At 40.0% G+C, this 17,870-nt stretch carries 14 protein-coding genes, 3 pseudogenes and 1 riboswitch; of the genes and pseudogenes, 9 read left to right on the top strand and 8 right to left on the bottom strand.

The window, feature by feature from the left end; genetic code table 11:
- Positions 1 to 19: 19 nt before the first annotated feature.
- Positions 20 to 2,530 (bottom strand): zinc-dependent metalloprotease, encoded by a 2,511-nt coding sequence (locus tag ACRWSG_RS09570; protein ID WP_462166151.1) that lies wholly within the window; start codon positions 2,528 to 2,530, stop codon positions 20 to 22.
- 265 nt (positions 2,531 to 2,795) lie between these two features.
- On the opposite strand from ACRWSG_RS09570, the gene ACRWSG_RS09575 reads away from it, so the two are divergent.
- From ACRWSG_RS09575 to ACRWSG_RS09595, 5 genes are all read left to right on the top strand, one after another.
- Positions 2,796 to 3,968, top strand: a complete 1,173-nt coding sequence (locus ACRWSG_RS09575; protein WP_462166152.1) for an efflux RND transporter periplasmic adaptor subunit — start codon at positions 2,796 to 2,798, stop codon at positions 3,966 to 3,968.
- A gap of 9 nt (positions 3,969 to 3,977) precedes the next feature.
- Positions 3,978 to 7,112 (top strand): efflux RND transporter permease subunit, encoded by a 3,135-nt coding sequence (locus ACRWSG_RS09580; RefSeq protein WP_462166153.1) that lies wholly within the window; start codon positions 3,978 to 3,980, stop codon positions 7,110 to 7,112.
- A 135-nt stretch (positions 7,113 to 7,247) separates the two neighbouring features.
- A riboswitch (cyclic di-GMP riboswitch) is annotated at positions 7,248 to 7,331 on the top strand.
- Between the two features lie 108 nt (positions 7,332 to 7,439).
- Positions 7,440 to 8,009 (top strand): hypothetical protein, encoded by a 570-nt coding sequence (locus tag ACRWSG_RS09585; protein WP_054552308.1) that lies wholly within the window; start codon positions 7,440 to 7,442, stop codon positions 8,007 to 8,009.
- A 275-nt stretch (positions 8,010 to 8,284) separates the two neighbouring features.
- On the top strand, positions 8,285 to 10,378 hold the full coding sequence (locus ACRWSG_RS09590; protein WP_462166154.1) for a S9 family peptidase: 2,094 nt from the start codon (positions 8,285 to 8,287) through the stop codon (positions 10,376 to 10,378).
- Positions 10,379 to 10,429: 51 nt separating this feature from the next.
- Positions 10,430 to 10,831, top strand: coding sequence for a hypothetical protein (locus tag ACRWSG_RS09595; protein WP_054552309.1), 402 nt, complete (start codon positions 10,430 to 10,432; stop codon positions 10,829 to 10,831).
- Between the two features lie 58 nt (positions 10,832 to 10,889).
- Here the strand turns inward: ACRWSG_RS09595 and ACRWSG_RS09600 are convergent, their stop codons facing one another.
- Positions 10,890 to 11,363 (bottom strand): Dps family protein, encoded by a 474-nt coding sequence (locus ACRWSG_RS09600; protein ID WP_054552310.1) that lies wholly within the window; start codon positions 11,361 to 11,363, stop codon positions 10,890 to 10,892.
- A gap of 364 nt (positions 11,364 to 11,727) precedes the next feature.
- On the opposite strand from ACRWSG_RS09600, the pseudogene ACRWSG_RS09605 reads away from it, so the two are divergent.
- A pseudogene (locus ACRWSG_RS09605) lies at positions 11,728 to 11,936 on the top strand (hypothetical protein).
- 4 nt (positions 11,937 to 11,940) lie between these two features.
- On the opposite strand, the pseudogene ACRWSG_RS09610 reads toward ACRWSG_RS09605, so the two are convergent.
- Together ACRWSG_RS09610 and ACRWSG_RS09615 are read right to left on the bottom strand one after the other, a co-directional pair.
- Positions 11,941 to 12,545: pseudogene (locus ACRWSG_RS09610) on the bottom strand (esterase/lipase family protein).
- Between the two features lie 8 nt (positions 12,546 to 12,553).
- A complete protein-coding gene (locus tag ACRWSG_RS09615; protein WP_054552313.1) occupies positions 12,554 to 13,090 on the bottom strand; it encodes a YaeQ family protein in 537 nt (178 codons plus the stop codon).
- Positions 13,091 to 13,229: 139 nt separating this feature from the next.
- On the opposite strand from ACRWSG_RS09615, the pseudogene darT reads away from it, so the two are divergent.
- The 3 genes and pseudogenes from darT (at position 13,230) to ACRWSG_RS09630 (ending at position 14,912) form a co-directional block, all read left to right on the top strand.
- Positions 13,230 to 13,838 (top strand): annotated as a pseudogene (darT, locus tag ACRWSG_RS09620) (type II toxin-antitoxin system toxin DNA ADP-ribosyl transferase DarT).
- Positions 13,839 to 13,845: 7 nt separating this feature from the next.
- Positions 13,846 to 14,580: a type II toxin-antitoxin system antitoxin DNA ADP-ribosyl glycohydrolase DarG gene (darG, locus tag ACRWSG_RS09625; protein ID WP_462166155.1), complete on the top strand. Its 735-nt coding sequence runs from the start codon at positions 13,846 to 13,848 to the stop codon at positions 14,578 to 14,580.
- Positions 14,541 to 14,912, top strand: coding sequence for a hypothetical protein (locus ACRWSG_RS09630; RefSeq protein WP_462166156.1), 372 nt, complete (start codon positions 14,541 to 14,543; stop codon positions 14,910 to 14,912). Before darG ends, ACRWSG_RS09630 begins: the two co-directional genes overlap by 40 nt.
- Positions 14,913 to 15,011: 99 nt before the next feature.
- On the opposite strand, the gene ACRWSG_RS09635 is transcribed toward ACRWSG_RS09630, so the two are convergent.
- Genes ACRWSG_RS09635 through ACRWSG_RS09650 form a run of 4 tightly spaced genes read right to left on the bottom strand, consistent with a single transcriptional unit; the run spans position 15,012 to position 17,561 of the window.
- Positions 15,012 to 15,296, bottom strand: coding sequence for a hypothetical protein (locus tag ACRWSG_RS09635; RefSeq protein ID WP_235372537.1), 285 nt, complete (start codon positions 15,294 to 15,296; stop codon positions 15,012 to 15,014).
- 10 nt (positions 15,297 to 15,306) lie between these two features.
- A complete protein-coding gene (locus ACRWSG_RS09640; RefSeq protein WP_462166157.1) occupies positions 15,307 to 15,984 on the bottom strand; it encodes a hypothetical protein in 678 nt (225 codons plus the stop codon).
- Positions 15,977 to 16,798, bottom strand: a complete 822-nt coding sequence (locus ACRWSG_RS09645) for a lipase family protein (RefSeq protein WP_462166158.1) — start codon at positions 16,796 to 16,798, stop codon at positions 15,977 to 15,979. Before ACRWSG_RS09645 ends, ACRWSG_RS09640 begins: the two co-directional genes overlap by 8 nt.
- Positions 16,788 to 17,561 carry a hypothetical protein gene (locus ACRWSG_RS09650; protein WP_462166159.1) on the bottom strand — a complete coding sequence of 258 codons (774 nt, stop codon included), beginning with the start codon at positions 17,559 to 17,561 and terminating at the stop codon, positions 16,788 to 16,790. The genes ACRWSG_RS09645 and ACRWSG_RS09650 overlap by 11 nt, the downstream gene beginning before the upstream one ends.
- Between the last annotated feature and the right edge of the window lie 309 nt (positions 17,562 to 17,870).

Consider the following 17,870-nt stretch of genomic DNA (forward strand, 5'->3'; position numbering starts at 1 on the left):
CTTTTTTGTGTTGCTAAGATTATGCTTCGAGGGCTTTACTAATTAAGCGATCGATATATTGCTTATGCGCTTTAGCTGCGGTGTCTGCACCCCATGGTACGCTCATATCAGCAATTTGATTTAACTGATAAAGCGCGGCAGCTTTGGCTAGGTTATCGTGCTTGCTCGCTTTGCCTAAACCAGCGATCGTGATTAGCTGATTCACATATTCAACTTGTAGATTGTGACTTAGGGTGTTTGCTTTTTTGCTGTCTACAAAAATGCTTGCTGTTAAGTCATTCATAAATTGGTTAAGTGAATACTCGTTGCCATACATCGCACTGTCTGAAATACGCAGCATAACTGCTGGGTGCAACAACTGAGCAAGTACCAGCTTCTGCATACCTAAAATCATGCCGTGTGGTTTAGGGTCTTCGTTCTTACCGTAATGATTAAAACCACGACGCTGCTGTAGCAGGTAGTTATACAGTGGCTGCATGCTCGAAAGCACATTTGGCGAGAATACTTTGTCGGCTAACACTTGCATTGCATGTTGCTGGCGCTCAAGTGGCACAGGCGTAAATGGTGCACCATTTTTGTCATCGCCCACCACATTACGTTCTACATAAACACCACCAATTTGACGAGATACCACGCCTGCTTGTGTTCTGTAGCTTCTAAATAAAATGTTCGCTGAGGTAACCAGCTGTTGGTATGACTCACCATTAACCGTGGCTTTGTCTTTAAGTTCAGTAAACAGCTTATTGATAAGCTCCATACGATCATCAGCATATGCGGCAGGGTTAGATGACATATCGCCAATCATTACACGTGGGTCAATATGGCGGCCTGGAGCACGCATATCATCAGCATCATTACCAAACGCTAAAGCATGCTCAGATGAGCGAGCGAGAATTTTCTCAAGGCGCTTCTGCTCAGCTGCTTTATCAGCCAATGCTTGGCTGTAGCCGTATTCAATTGCCCAATCATCGTAAGGGCCAGGTTTGGTTTGGAAGATATCACCTTGCTGCATACCAATAGGGGCAATGTTTGCTGGTGCATAGTCCATAACAGAACCCGTTACGATACCTTGCGTTTTACTCTTATCGTGAACTTCTTTTTCATCCCACAAGATAGATGATTTCATATTGTGGTTAAGACCAAGGGTATGGCCCACTTCGTGTAAAACAAGCTGAGTTAAGCCTTGGCGTAAAATCTCTTTGTTTTCAATGCTCGCACCTGTGCCTAAGCCTTTAGCAAGTAGCATGTTTTCTTGAATGCTGTGGCCCAATGAGCAATGTAAATCGGTGCTGTTTTGGCTAGTTTCAAGCGTGGCTGCACTTTGAGTATATAAAGTGTCGTACATCCAACGGTTTTTCATGAAAACATACTCTAACATGATGTCAGAGCCTAATATTTCACCGGTTAATGGGTTTGCAAGGGCAGGACCATAACCACCAAATGGAGGGCGCGGTGATGCAGTCCAACGTAATACGTTGTAGTTAATATCGCCCGCATCCCAATCAGCGTCATCAGGTTGTACTTTTACTTCGATGGCATTTTTAAAGCCTGCTTTTTCAAATGAGCTATTCCATGCTAGTACTGCATCACGAATAGTGTCTCGCCACTCAACCGGGGTAGTATTTTCAATCCACCAAGTAATTGGTTTAACTGGCTCAGAAAGTGCAGCTGATGGGTCTTTCTTTTGTAAGTCCCAGCGCTTGATGACATCTTCATATGGTGCCCAATCTGCTGATGTCATATTGTCGAATTCGTTAGTGAAATAACCAATACGCGCGTCATCTTGGCGAGCTTGATAATCATTTTTCGGTAACGCGACAAATGAATGCTGTACTTTAATTGAAACATTACGAGGGTCGCTTACGGCTTTTGAGCCTCGCACTGTTGGGTTAGCATTAGAAAATACATAATTCACCACAACATCTAGGTTATTTGGGTAAGGGCGCTGTTTAACGATTCGCGATTTTTTGTCGTTTAACTTACCAAGTTTAAAGCGCTTGCTGGCATTTTTATCTTTTGGGTTCGCCCAAGGTGACACTTTATGCAGTGCTTCACTTAAAAAGAGCTTATCAACTTTAAAAGCAATTTTATCGTCTTCTTCTTTTTCGATTTTAATACTCGCAAGCACAGCTTCGCTGATGTTGGCATCGGCAGAGCGTGCTAGGGCTGAGTTTTCATCAAATTTATAGCGCGGTGTTTTGCTAATAATATCAATGCGGTCAAAGTATTTACGAAACTCAATTAGCTTTGTCTCGCGATATGCCCCTCTGAAGTGACCTGCGTCAGTAACACCATCAACGGTGTGAGCAAAGTACACAAATGGTGTATCAAGTTGAGATTGGTCGATCACCATTAAGTTATCGCCGGTTTTCGCATCTTGGTAAATGCTGAAAACACCGGCAAACTCGCTTTTATCTTTGATCATTTCAGCCAGTGTTTTTGGCTTCTTTTCTTCTTTTTTTGTTTCGGCTGCGTGGCCATTCATGGCAAACGCTAAGCTTAGTGCCAGCGCAATGTTTGTTATTTTCATTGTTAACTCGTTCCTTTCATTATTTCTCAATCAAGTTTAATGAATTAACCCTTTGATAAAAGGCTGTTTGTTAACAAGTGTGAAAGTAGTGTTGTAAGCCTCTGATATTAAGTGGTTTTTGTTTGTAACAAATTGTTCTTAGATAAGTTTTGGTTTTTGTGTTGCCAATTTATCTGTTTTTGTAACAGTTCCTTACAAATGTCACATTAATGTTTCTGTCAGCTTTGGTATGATAGGGCCAGTGAAAATATTATAGGTGTAAGTTATGCGCACAAGTTTATTAAAATGGATCTTACCGTTTGTTGCATTAATCGTTGGTGTTGCTGGTTTTAAGGCAATAAACGCGATTGCTCAAGAGCCTAAAGACAAGGATGTAGTTGATGTGCGTCCTTTAGTACAGGTTGAGCCAGTAGAAAGTGATGATCATCAAGTGATTATTAATAGTTACGGCGAAGTGAAACCGCTTGAAAGTACCTTACTTGCCTCGCAAGTGGCTGGTGAAGTTACAAGCTGGCACCCAAACTTTGTTGCGGGTGGCATCGTAGCTCGCGGTGAAGTGTTATTTACCATCGAAAAAGACAACTACGAAGCGGCTGTACTACAAGCTGAAGCGTCACTTGCCAGTGCTCAAGCGGCACTGATCGAAGAGCAAGCACAGGCTAAAGTGGCAGAGGATGAAGCAAGACGTTACCCAGAGCGTGAGCGCACCGACTTATTCCTACGTAAACCTCAAGTTTTAAGTGCACAAGCAGCTGTTAAATCAGCGCAAGCGGCATTAAAACGTGCCGAGCGTGACCTTGCTCGCTGTGAGGTGAAAGCACCTTACGATGCACTGGTGATCAGCCGTGAAATTGGTGTTGGTCAATACATTAATGTAGGCAGCCAAGTTGCTGAAATTAATAATATTGAAAGTGCAGAAATCATTGTACCAATTGCTGGTTTCGATAGTGTATTTTTACCAAAACGCTTAAAAGGCGTTAAAGCGACCATTATCAATAAAGGCTTAAACAGCTTTACTCGTGAAGCCGAAATTGACCGTGACCTAGGCGTTGTTGATAACGCGACGCGTATGAGCAACTTAGTTGTTCGTGTTGATGACCCATACGGCTTAAAGCACGACGTACAACCTATTAAATTTGGTGCTTACGTTCAAGTGAACTTTGCCGGTGCAACATTACAAAACATCTACCGTTTACCGCAGTCTTTAGTGAATAACCAAACGGTGTGGATTGTGAACGGCGAGAATAAACTTGAACCACGTAAAGTAACCGTAGTGCGTGAAGAAGGTGAGTACTTCTATATCAGTGATGGCCTTGAAGTGAATGACCAGTTGGTTCTAACGCTACCTGAGTATCCGCAAGAGGGTATGGAAGTGAAGATTGCTGGAATGAAAGAAATGACAAGCGATGCAGAAACTGCAGCGGTTGAAAAGCTTTAAGGTAGCACTATGACTGATACAAACACAGAAAAACAGTCTGGCCTTATTGCCTATTTTGCCAATAACTCGGTCGCTGCTAACTTAATGATGGTGTTTATCATCATCATGGGGATCATTAGTTATTTCACTATTCAGCGTCAGATGTTCCCGAATATTGAAATTAACTATATCGAGGTACAGGCCAATTATCCGGGTGCCTCACCACAGGAAATTGAAGAAAGTATTCTGATCAAAATTGAAGAGTCACTAAAAGATGTCACCGAAATTAAACGTGGTGTGTATCGTTCGTTCCGAAATAGTGGCACTGCAAGTTTAGAGATCAACACAGATGCAGAGCTCACTGATGTACTCGATAAAGTGAAGCTACGAGTAGACAGTATTGCGACTTTCCCTGCGGGCATGGAGCCGGTGACGATTAGTCAGGTTGAGTTTCGCCAAGACGTGATTGGTATGACCCTAGTAGGTGATATTCCACTGATTGAGTTAAAGCCTGTTGCAAACAAAATTGAAGATGAGTTATTGCAGTTATCTAATGTGTCGCTGGTGCAAAATGATGTACCACTTGATGAGATTGCGATTGAAATTGACCCAGATTCACTGCGTCAATACAACCTTACTTTAAGTGATGTGGCCAGTGCAGTACGTCGTTACTCTGCGAATATTTCGGCCGGTCAATTACGTACTGACGCAGGTATTATCTCGGTACGTGTTGAAAATCAATATTACAGCGGTGATGAGTTCCGCCAGATCCCAGTAAAAATTGGCGCTAATGGCGCGAAAGTACTGCTAAACGACATTGCTGTGATCAAAGACCAATTCACTGAAGGTGAACGCTATTTTAAATTTAATGGTGAAAATGCCGTTTATTTATCTGTAAAAGCAACTAAAGAACAAAATATGATCCCGGTTGCTGATTCAGTTAAAGCCTTTATTGAACAAAAGAATAAAGAGCTACCAGCCGGTCTTCGTCTTGTGCCACTGATGGACATGACTTATTACCTAAATGCCCGTTTAGACATGATGAAAACCAACCTTTTCCAAGGGGCTATCTTGGTGGCCATTATGTTGTCTATTTTCTTACGCTTTAAGCTGGCACTTTGGGTAATGATTGGTTTACCTGTGTGTTTCTTAGGGGCAATGATGATGATGCCATTATTTGGTATCAGTATTAATATCGTGTCGTTATTTGCCTTTATTATGGTACTCGGGATCGTGGTCGACGATGCCATAGTCATAGGGGAGAGCGCCTACACCGAAATTGAGAAAAAAGGCGGTGGTGTTGTAAACGTGGTAAATGGGGCAAAACGCGTTGCTACCCCAGCAACATTTGGTGTCTTAACGACTATTGCTGTATTTGCACCGTTTACATTATCAAGTGGCCCAGAGAGTGCATTTTTCTTCGGTATCGCAGTGGTGGTTATTCTGTGTTTGATATTTAGTTTGATTGAATCAAAACTTATTTTACCACACATTGCCCATACTAAGTTTCCGCCAATTAATCCTAATAGCTGGCGAGCGCGTTTTAACAAACGTTTCTTTGAGTTTGTAAATGGTCCATATAAGCGTTTTATTGAGCTGTGTGTTGAATGGCGTTGGTTTGTGCTATTTGCGTTTATCGGTTTATTAATTTTGACGTTTGGCTTAATTTCTTCAAACCAAGTGCGTGTGGTACCAACACCAAAAGTACCTCAGGACTTTCCGCAAATTCGTTTAGAAATGAATGAAAATGCCTCGGATATGCAAACAATTAATGCTATTCGTGAAATCGAAGCCATGGTTAACAAGGTAGACCAAGAGACAGAACGTGAATTTGGCCAAAAGCTTATTCGCGATATCTTAGTGTTCAACCAAGGTCGTACTGAAGCACAATTACTTGCTCCGCTGGTAGATGAAGAGCTTCGCCCTTATAACGCATTCGAACTATCTCGTCGTTGGCGTGAACAAATGCCAAGCATCCCAGGTGTGAAATCACTGCAAATTTATGATGATGTAAATGGCGGTGGTATGGATGGTGAGTTTGGTTACTTACTTTATGGCCCTGATATCGATACCTTAAATGAGGCAGGTCGTCGTTTCATCCAACTATTACAACAGCAAAAAGGCTTATTTGATATTAGTTCGACCATCAATCCGGCGAGCAAAGAAGTGCAATTAAGCTTAAAACCTGTGGCATATGATCTAGGTTTAGACCTTGCCAACATTGCTAACCAAGTAGGTGCAAGTTTCTACGGTGGTGAAGCTCAGCGTGTTATTCGTCGCGGTGAAGAAGTACGTGTTATGGTTCGTTACCCGAAACTAACACGTGAAGCGTTTGCATCATTAAAGCACGCCGTTATCACAACGCCTGCAGGTCAAGAGGTGATGCTGGGTGATGTTGTTGAGCTGAACGAAAAACCAGGTATTAGCTATATTCGCCGTGAAGGTGGCTATCGTACTGTGTATATCTACGGCAGTATCGATGAAGAAGCGATTGAGCCGGGTGAAGTGGTTAAGCAAGTTGATGAGAACTTGTTGCCACAGTTAAAAGAAGAGTACCCGTCAGTTAAAACTGAGCTAGGCGGTTCAATTGAAGAGCAGCAGGCGCAAGCTAATGAGCAAATCATGTTCTTCATCGGCGGTATGATTTTAGTGTATATCTTGCTTGCTGTACCGCTTAAGAGCTATTCGCAGCCTCTAATTGTTATGTCGGTTATTCCATTTAGCTTAACCGGTGCTATTTGGGGTCACTTCTGGTTTGGTTTAGATATTAGCTTGATGTCGGGCTTTGGCTTGATTGCTGCGGCCGGTGTTGTAATTAATGACTCGTTAGTTATGACCGACTTTGTAAACCAAGCACGCCGCGAAGGTATTTCAACTCGCCAAGCGGTTATTGAAGCAGGTTGTGCGCGCTTTAGAGCAATCACCCTGACATCAATTACAACCTTTGCGGGTGTACTACCGATTATGTTCGAAACCAGCTTGCAAGCTAAGTTTGTAATTCCAATGGCGGTTGCACTTGGTTTTGCGGTTATGTTTGCAACTCTAATCACTTTAGTACTAGTACCTTGTTTGTACATTATCATGAGTGATGTAGGTAATGGCTTTTTGAATATATTCCGTTCTGGTCACCGAGTAACGACCAGAAGAAAGCTGGTGAAAGACTAAAGCTCTTTCTGTTTTAAAGCCAACCGAGCGGTTGGCTTTTTTGTTTCTGCATCTTTTGCTAGTAACTATTTGCTATATAAGACCTTTGGTTACATTCTTTTGTTTGATTTGTGATTCGGTCGCGATTATACTCAGTCTTGTTTTTGGCAAACTAACTGAAAAGTTAGGACGCAAAGTTTCCGGTCTAAGGTTTTAAACTATGATAGCGGGACCGCTGATAAGCACATAATCTAGTGCTTTGGATCTTTTGCCTCAAACTAAAAAGTATTTATTTTGTACGGTTGTTAGATAATGCCTATTAGTTGTTCTTAGGGTGATACTTTGTTTATGCATACGTCAATGGCCTCCGGGAAGTGGTTGCCGATTGGTTGCTTGAATCATCATACCCAACTATTTGTTGGTGATAGGGTGATTGTGACCTTTTATGACATGCAAGGAGAGCTAGTCGATTTATCATTCGAATATCCAATAGTCAGTACGGATCAAGGTGAGCCTCATAATTGGCCGCGCTCCGTTGCTGAGCATATTAATGTGCATATTCCGCTAGTAAAAGCTGGAAAAATGACTGATCAAGGTTTAGTGGTAGCCTATCGCTCAAACCAAATTTATGCCCTAGAAGGCTCGGGTATTACGCATGTAAAAGTGGCGTTTAATTGTATCGCCAAGTGTGAAGAGCGAGTAAAAGATAGTCTGCAAGATTATGACTATGTTTATCCTCAAGCATGCAACGATTACAGTGCAGGAATTAAGGTTTTACAACCTAAAACAGGCCATATTTATATGTGTAAACCATGGCCATTTAGCGAGTTTTGTCGTGTTAAAGATTCACACAACCCGCTATTTGAACCAGGTGTAGGAAAAAGCTGGGCTATGGCTTGGCAGCAAGTTTCACATTAAGAGTTTCCCCCTAAATGCTATTTTAGCATTGCTTAGCCCACTCAATTTGAGTGGGCTTTTTTAATACCAACCCGCAATAATACTTAATCATTTTGAGGGATTAAACCTGTCGTTAACTGCGTTAAAAATTTCTCATTTAGAACAACTAAATAACGAAATTTTTGCCTTGTTATCAACGAGGTTTTATTGCCTCAAAATAGACTACTTAATTAAGCTGATTGGTATAATTCTGTGATAAACTGCCAGTAATTCGTTTTTTATTTTGGTTTTTTCTTGTGTCGTCAAATTCGTATTCTTTGTCTTTATTAGCGCATCCTCCTGTTGCCAAAAAACAGCCTCATCCATTAACTACTCATCAACTAACTCGCACCGATAACTATTATTGGATGCGTGATGATGAGCGTGAAAATAAAGATGTATTAGCGCACTTAAACGCCGAAAACGATTATTGCGATGAGCAACTCGCCGATATAAAACCACTGCGCGAACAATTATTTAATGAACTAAAAGACCGCATTGTAAAAGACGACAACACGGTACCCGTGAAAGATGGCCAATATTGGTATCACTCAGAAGTACGTGGCGACGATGAATATGCACGCCATTATCGCAGTAGCTCAATAGAGGCACGCGACAAGCACTTGCTGTTAGATGTAAATCAATTAGCTGGCGATTACGAATTTTATGAATTAGGCGAAGTTGCAATTAGCCCTGACGAGCAGCTACTTGCATACTCTGAAGACACTGAAGGTCGTCGTATTTATACCGTGCGTTTTAAAAATATTGCCAGCGGTGAGATGTTTAGTGATGTGCTGGAAAACACCGAAGGCCAAGTGGTGTGGGCTAATGATAATAAAACGGTGTTTTATGTGAAAAAAGACCTGCAAACCTTATTGGGTTTTCAGGTTTACCGCCATGTTTTAGGCACCCCGCAAGCTGATGACGTACTGGTTTATGAAGAGCAAGATAAAAGCTTCTTTATGGGGCTTGGCAAAAGCCGCGATGAAAGCCTGATCATAATTGACCTTGCGACCACAGAAACAAACGATACTTGGGTGCTTGATGCCAATAATCCAGAAGGTGGATTTAGCGCCTTAATGCCACGCGAAGAAGGCCATGAGTTCGATGTCGATAAGCTAGGTGATACCTTTTACATTGTGACCAACTGGCAAGCGAAAAACTTTCGTTTAATGACCGCGACGCAAAGCACCATTGCCGATAAACATCGTTGGCAAGAGCATACACCACATCGCAAGAACGTATTGTTAGAAGGGGTCGAGATTTTCGATGACTACCTTATCCTCACCGAGCGAGAGCTTGACCAAACACGTTTTGTAGTGGTGGATCAGCAAGCCGAGCGTCTTACTTTAGAGTTTGATGACCCTTGTTATTATGCTGCAATTGCCATGAATCCAGAGCCGAATGTGAGCTCTGCGCGTATTTACTATTCAAGCTTAACTACGCCAGGTTCTTTGTATGATGTTGATTTAAAAACAGGTAACAAAACCTTATTAAAACAACAGCAAGTATTGGGTGATTTTAACCCAGAGCATTATCGCTCAGAACGTTTAATGGTTACTGCAAGAGATGGCGAGCAAGTGCCGGTATCTTTGGTTTATCGTATCGACCAATTTAATAAAGATGGAAGTAATCCGCTGTTGCAATATGGCTATGGCGCGTATGGTATTACCATCGATCCTAGTTTTTCAAGTAGCTCACTAAGCTTGCTTGACCGCGGTTCTGTTTATGCGATTGCACATATTCGTGGTGGTGAAATGCTAGGGCGTCACTGGTATGAGCAAGGTAAAAAGCAATATAAGCAAAATAGCTTTAGCGATTTTATTGATGTTACGCATGCGCTTACTGAGCAAGGCTATGCACACCCAGAGAAAGTATTCGCGTCTGGTGGCAGTGCTGGTGGCTTATTAATGGGCGCTGTGGTTAACCAAGCACCTGAGCTTTATTTAGGTATTGGGTGTCATGTGCCATTTTTAGATGTGCTAACCACCATGCTTGATGAGAGTATTCCACTGACGACCAATGAATACGACGAATGGGGTAATCCAAATGATCCTGCGTTTTATGATGTGATTCAGGCTTACTCACCGTACGATAATATTAAGCCACAGGCTTACCCTAATATTCTTGTTACAACCGGGTTTCATGACTCTCAAGTGCAATACTGGGAGCCAATGAAGTGGGTTGCTAAGCTACGTGAGCTTAAAACCGATGACAACATTTTGGTATTTAAAACCGACATGGATGCAAACCATGGTGGTGCATCGGGTCGCTTTAAAAGCCTTGAAGAAAAGGCATTAGAAATGGCCTTTTTTATTGCTTTATTATCGAATAAAGGCTTAGATAAATAGGTAAATAAATTTTATAAGCGTAAACTTAAGTTGTATTTCAAAGGGGTAAGCATGTTTAAAGCCCATGGTGATTGGCGTTATTTTGTTGAGCCGCCGGTGATTTATGTGGAAATGAGTGGCAGTTTTAATAAAGAAGCCGTTGCTTCATTTAGTATTGAAGTTGCTCAAGAAATCATGAAGTACCCAGAGTTTTCAATTCAGTATGCTGTGGTTAATTTGGAACAATTTGAATTAGCAACTGCCGATAGTATTGAAACTGCTAAGGTTTACTTTCAGGCTGTCAAAGCACGAGGCTACAAACGCGTTGATTACATCAAAGCGAATATCATTGCCCGCAATTTATTAGAAACAGTTTGGTCTGGTGTCGAAATGGATATTAACTTTCACCAAGACGCTGAAAGCTTTTTTCAAATAAGACCCGAGTACGATAATTTAAGAAAGTGGTTAAAATAATACCTTCTGAATATAAAAAAGCCCTCAAGAGAGGGCTTTTTCGTGTCAATTCTGAATATTAACCTAGGTAAGCTTTTAACATCCAAACAAGTTTCTCTTGTTCTTTAATGTAGTCGCCCATTAATGATGCTGTACCTTCGTCATCTGCATCACCAGCTTGTGCTAAGATTTCACGCTGCATTTGAATAAGCGTGCTGTAACCTGCTAAAAGGTTTTCTACTGCAGCAGTGCCTTCAGTGATATTTTTAGCTTCACTGATCTTACTTGCTTCAATGTATTCAGAGAATGCATGTACCGGTGTACCACCTAACGTTAAAATACGCTCTGCAATCTCGTCTACTTTCTCAAGTAGTAAGTTATAAATTTCTTCAAATTTAAGGTGTAATTCAAAAAAGTTACGACCTTTGATATTCCAATGAAAGCCGCGTGCGTTCATATATTGAATTTGGTAGCAGCTTAGTAAAGAGTTTAGTGAATTTACGATATCTTCACTTTTTGCGCTGTTTAAACCAATTGCATTTACCTGTGACATAGATTGCTCCTTAAAAAAACCGTTAAGTGTTTACTTGCTAGTGCTTGGTGTTAAGTATTAGCCATCTTGGTTAATCTGTAAAATGGTTTAATTCGAACACGGTGATAGGTTTTACCTATCAAAGGTTGGTGTTGTCCATTTATGCACTATCAATATAACTTTGAATTACTTTTAATAGACTTGGGGCAACTGAGCAAAAAATCTACCTTATTTTACGAATATTTTAAAATTAGGCAGAAAGTATGATCTAAAACAAGGTTTGCACCTGCTGAGAAACACGCTGATTTAGAACTTGATTTAGGTCAAAAAAACAACGAACCAGAAGCGCATAATGACTTTACCGCATTTAACCAGGAGAAGAAAAATGGACGGTAAAACAGTTAAAGAAAACAAAGCTGAAATAGTCGTTGTCGTGATCGCATTACTTGCATTTGTTATCGGTTTGGTAGGTCATCTAGCTGGTGCTAGCTTCGCAAACTTTGATACCTTTGGCTATATTGCTGCACCTGTACCATTGATCCTGGGATCATTGTTTTAATCTCATATAAAGTGGCTGCAAGTGCTGAAGATTAAAGTGTCACTCACTTTGATTTATAAGCTTAATAATGTAATCCATCACTTGGCGTGAGTAGATCATACTGGTGTGACTCAAATGAAACACCTTATGTTCTGCCATGCCATTGAGTTTGGTTTCATCTATCAAAACTGTACCATCAGAGACACTGCCTTTAGCAATCAGTGGCATTAGCCCTATGGGTAAGTCACCAGCAATACTATAAAGCTTGGCATTAAACGCCAATTGCCATTCTCAGATAATAGAAACTCCACGCTATTTTTTAACAGCATTTCAAAGCCCTTCTGCTGCATTTGTTTGGCAATATGGCTGCCTTTATGCGGGGTGCCTAAGGTGATCACCTTTTCGACATGGCGGCTTTGAAGAGAATTGGCCTCTAAGTAAGCGCGAGCAACCAAGCCGCCCATTGAGTGGCAAACTAAGGCGGTAGGTTTACCACCAATAAAGCGATCAATCTTATCGAAAATCGCCGCTCTATCGGGAGAGAGCGTGTTATAGGTCAAATTGAGTATTTTTAGTCCTGACTTTTCAAGACGCGCACACAAAGGGCGCATCACAAAGCCTGACATATATAGTCCGTGTAATACTACAACCTGCCTAATTGCCATCGCGTTCCTTACATTAACTGTTGCGGTTTAATTTCGATATTTGCTGTGTCTGAGCTAACCCATACTTCACCATCTTGAATGGTAATAGTGAGCTTAATATTACGATCAGCTAAGTCGGCTAATGCCTGAGTCGCGGCATAATCGAGACTAAAAATACTTAAGTTTTTAAAATCATACAACTTAGGTTGATGTTTTTGCCACCAAATCGCTTGGTTATTTTCGCCGTAGGTATATAAAACAACTTGCTTCGACTTATTGCAGGCTTTTTTCAGGCGTTTTTCATCAGGTAAACCAAGCTCAACCCATAATTCAATTTCTTCGCTATAGTTAATGTGCCAAAGCTCAGGTTCATCATCGGCGCATAAGCCTTTAGTAAACTCTAAGCCTTCACGGGCATTTAGCGCAAAAGCCAACAAGCGGATCATCAAACGTTGTTCGGTTTCTGATGGGTGTTGTGCCAGAGTTAAATTGAAATCTTGATAAATGTGGCGATCCATATCGCTTAACGATAATTGCGCTTTAATAATGGTTGATTTAAGAGCCATAACTGCTTACTTGAAAAAATTTGCGTCATTATAGCGTATTAATACCCAAACCACTTCAAGTTACTTTGCTCAAGTACAAATCTTAAAGTGATTTGGTATTTGATCCGAACCAGTTAGAATAATTTAAAATGGATTTTAAATGACAATAAAAGTATCTCACATCACTCACATTGGTAACTTAGCTAGTATTTTAGGTCAAGGCTGCTTATTGTCTGACGCTAGACGTATAGAGCTTGGTTTGGTTAACCAAAATATTGGCTATAACCATATTAAGCAACGTCGTTTAGTTCGCCCTGTAAAAGTAGCTGCGGGAGGAATGATTGGCCAGTATGTGCCGTTTAATTTTTGTCCGCGCTCAGTCATGTTGTATGTTATTTATTGTGGGCATGATGATTATGGTGGTGGGCAAGATAAGGTATTACACTTAATTAGTGATATAGAAACGATACGTCTAGGCAATCAACATTGCTTTTTTACTGATATTCATGCTGACTTAGATTATGCAGAGCAAATTGATGATTTTACACGTATAAATGAGCTAGATATCAATTGAATTATTAATGAGCGCTATTGGCAGGACTTTAAAGAAGAAAAACAAGCTGAGTTTTTAGCGTTTGAGTCTTTACAATGGGGAGCTATCCGGCAAATAGGCGTTAAATCGCAAGTTGTGGCTGATGAAGTGAATGCCTTGCTTCAAAATGCGCGACATAAACCTGAGGTATTAGTTATGCCACAGTGGTACTACTGAGGTTAATATGATTACTTATCAAACTGGCAACATTTTGCATGATCAAGCGGATGCCATTATCAACACAGTTAACACTGTAGGGGTAATGGGTAAAGGACTGGCTTTGCAATTTAAAAAAGCCTTTCCTGATAATTTTAAGGTGTATAAAAAAGCTTGTGATGACAAAGAGATTGTAACAGGTGTGGTGTTAACTGTTGAGCTTAATTCTATCAATCCGCCATTTTATATTATTAACTTTCCGACTAAAGCACATTGGAAGGGGAAGTCTAAGCTCGAATATATAAAGCAAGGGCTTAGTAGCTTAAAATCTGAAGTAAAACAATTAGGACTTAAATCTGTTGCATTACCTGCATTAGGTAGCGGATTAGGGGGCTTAGATTGGGGTGATGTAGATTCACTTTTACAGAGCTCTTTAAGTGAATTACCTGATGTTGAATGGCGTGTGTACCCGCCACAAAACGCACCAAGTGCTCAGGCTATGCCTAATAAAACTAAAAGACCCGATATGACTTTAGGGAGAGCCGCTGTACTTGGGTTGATAGAGCGTTACATATCTACAGGGTTTGGATATCGTTTGTCTTTATTGGAAGTGCAAAAGCTCGTTTACTTTTTAACAGCGGCAGGTGAGCCTTTAAATAAAGTTGTATTTAAAAAGCATCACTATGACCCTATGCTGATGTATTACGCCATGTTCTCGATAAAATGGAGGGCCACTTTGTTACTGGTTATGCAGATGGTATAAACAAGCCTGATACGCCGATAGAGCTTAAAGGTGATGCAGCTATTGAAGCACTTAACTATTTGCAGGCGTATCCAGAGACCAAACTGCGATTTAATAAAGTATCTAGGTTAATCGAAGGTTTTGAGTCACAAAATGGTATGGAGCTACTTTCAACGGTTCATTGGGTTGCTACTAATGAGTTAGAAGGAGCCACTATTACTGATGAAGAGCTTGTTAATGCAGTGCGTAGCTGGAATGTTCGTAAAACGCAAATGAAGCCCGCACATATCCTTGCTGCTTGGAATAAACTTAAACAAGAAAACTGGTTACACTTAAAAGCACAAACCTCTTAAACTATCTAATGATGGACCCAAAAGAGTCCATCAATTTTTATTTTATAGTAGGTAGAGCACTTTATATTTACGCTTCATTATCTATTGCTCACAAAAAGATTAGGTGAGTTTGTTAATCAGCTTTATAACTATAGAACCGAGTTCTTCGACATTATGAGCCAGTTTTTTAGCCTTAGTATTATCGTCTTCTGCAGCTTTAACTATTGCCATTAACTTTGATAACTTTTTAACATCCGTAGACTCCGGGAGCATCTCAGTAATCTCTTCGTCAGTTAGTCTTGTTACAGATGATATTCTTGAAGATAGTTTTTTGTTGGTATTGTTAGTGCCAGTTTGAATTGCACCATCAATTTCCTTTTCGAGCTCTTCCCAATTAATAGTCATGAATATCTCCTTAATTCAATTTATCTTTGAGTTCATTAAGCTTTTCTTTATAGTTTGCAATGTCAGCAGAGTAATCATTAGCCTTTTCAAAGTTCGATAATGCATCAGAAACTATTTTGTCAGTTTTCTCGACAATAGAAGTTATTTTTTCTTCAGTGACGCCAGCCATTGCTAGGTATCTATTTTGAGATTCAACAACTTCTGCGGCTGAAGTTAGGAAGCTAGTTAGACTGTTATTAATCGCTTTTGCTTGAATGTATTCATCTCTTATCCGCTTTTCCATTGTTGCCTCTAGCTCATTTAGAGGCTTTAAAATCTCAGCTCTTGTTTTATCCATTTCCTTAAGTAACTTTGGGCCTAACATTATTACAAATTTCAGTTGATCAGCTTTATTACCGTTTTTGAGTATGTTATCCCATGCGTTTTGAAAGCTAGGTACGGAAAAAACTTCTTCGGCAAAAGTAGGTAGCCACTCAGCTTCTATGAAACGGTTAACTTCTTGGCGCTTCAAATCGAAAAATTTATTTAATAATGTAATATTTGCTTTTTCTAATTGGCTTAGATGCTTTCCAAGCTCAGCAGATAACTCTGGTGCTTCGGCTGGAATTGAAACACAGCCATTCATATTAATAATGAGAATTACTCCCCAAATTATATGCCGTAGCTTTTTCCTAATCATATTACTCATCCTTAAAGTCCCACTTTTTTACTGCCGCGAGGTAGTCGTCCATGTTGTGATCATCAATCAAATCAAGGCGCCTAGCTTTTACTGAAGAAACAGCGCCATCGACATAATCAATAAATTTAAACCAGAAACCAGGCTCTTGGTGTATCTCTACTTCTTCGCTTATGTAGAAATACTGACCAACATGGCTATAACCCATAACTCTAGCGGGGACCCTTGTTACTATATCGTTATTATTATGAAACCTAAAAAAGCGCTCTTTACATTCCATATTAAACAGCCGAGAAGTCTCTTTGTTCATAGCTCTAGGTTGGTCCAAAGTGTAGCAACTGGTAAAAGGTAAATCTCTATGGCTCAGGATAGCTGCTGCAATAGTCGCCATTGCCCCACCTAAGCTGTGACCTGTCAGAAATAATGGCTTTTGTTTTTCTTGTGCTTTAAGTTGATATTGACCAAACAGAATTTCCCAAATATCTTGAACAGAGTTCCAAAAACCTCGGTGAAACTCCCCAAACAGCTGTTTTACAGCAATTGCATTTATATTGTCGACCCAATCGGCTAACTCGTCAGTCCCTCTAAAGGCAAGACAAAAATATTCCTTATGCTCTACCATCATACCTTGGGCGCTATCTTTACTGGCTACAATTACATCAAGAAAGTCACTATCTTCGCTTTTTAAATCATTAAGAATCGCTTTTTTATCAGGCAACTTTGCTGGGGTTTGGTCATGTGTGTAAACAGCCTTTGCTAGCCTAGCCATCCAGTATGCATTACCTTTATCAAGTTTTGTTATATAGGGTTTAACTTTATTGTTCATTGCCGTTCTCACTTTTTAGTTTAGTTTGATTCAGTAGGGTATTAGGTTTAGTTTGCCAAGGGGTATTATCCTTATTGTGTCCACCTGAGTTATTACTTTCAGTACTAGTATTCTCTATCGTCCTAAGAAGAAGACTTCTGACAAAATTGCTGTAATTAGCAGCCTCTAAATTATCAATAGTTTTGATAAGGGTTGCCTCAGAAGGTTTATAAGCAGGGATTGAGACACCTGTATACTCGTTGGTATGAATTGCGGCAGTTGTTACCATTACGCCTCCAATAAGTATAACGCCAACTCCCATTGAGCCACTTTTAAAATCAATACTGGTTGAATTTGCAAAAGTACCAGAGGCAGATATAGAACCTTGATTAATGCCCAATATGATGAATAAAACTCCAAAGCTAATTACCGAGAAACCAATATGAATGGCTACCGTTTTCATGATTTGTTTATTTATTAGGGTGTTTTGATTGATAGCAGATGAAAATAAATAGGATGCGAGGGCATACTGATTTTGTACTTCAACTTCTTCTTTTAAAGTTCTGTAAATACTTGCTACTTTTTCGAGATCTTGTTTCGAATTAATGCTTTGCTCAAGTTGAGCTAGGTTTCCCATAACATTAAAAGTTAGAATTCCAGGAATAATTAGTCCAAATATAACCGCTGAAAATATTTTTGTTACTTTCAGAGTCCAGTGTGATTGGTGTAAATTAATTTCTGGAGAAGGAGATTCAATCAATCCTTTATCTTGGTCCGACATCATATTTCATCCATAAAATTTATTGTCAAAATCAGTATAGTTTAGTTTTTGAGGTGTGCATCGAAGGTCGCCGAAAATTATTTAAAATACGATTTAAGTTGTTTGAATGTGATTTTTAATGGGTGTTTTTTCTTAAGGCGGGGTAAAAGAGAAAACTCTCTTTATGGCAAGGTTTGCTGACCTACAGTATCGTGTATTTATTTTTAAATAATCATACTCAATGTAGTAAACTACCTACACTAGTTAAGTACGAATAGAGTAGTTTTGCTTTTAGTACCCATATAAGTCCCATGTGGCGTTAACCTTTAAAAT

The sequence above is a fragment of the Pseudoalteromonas sp. GB43 genome, assembly GCF_054923805.1.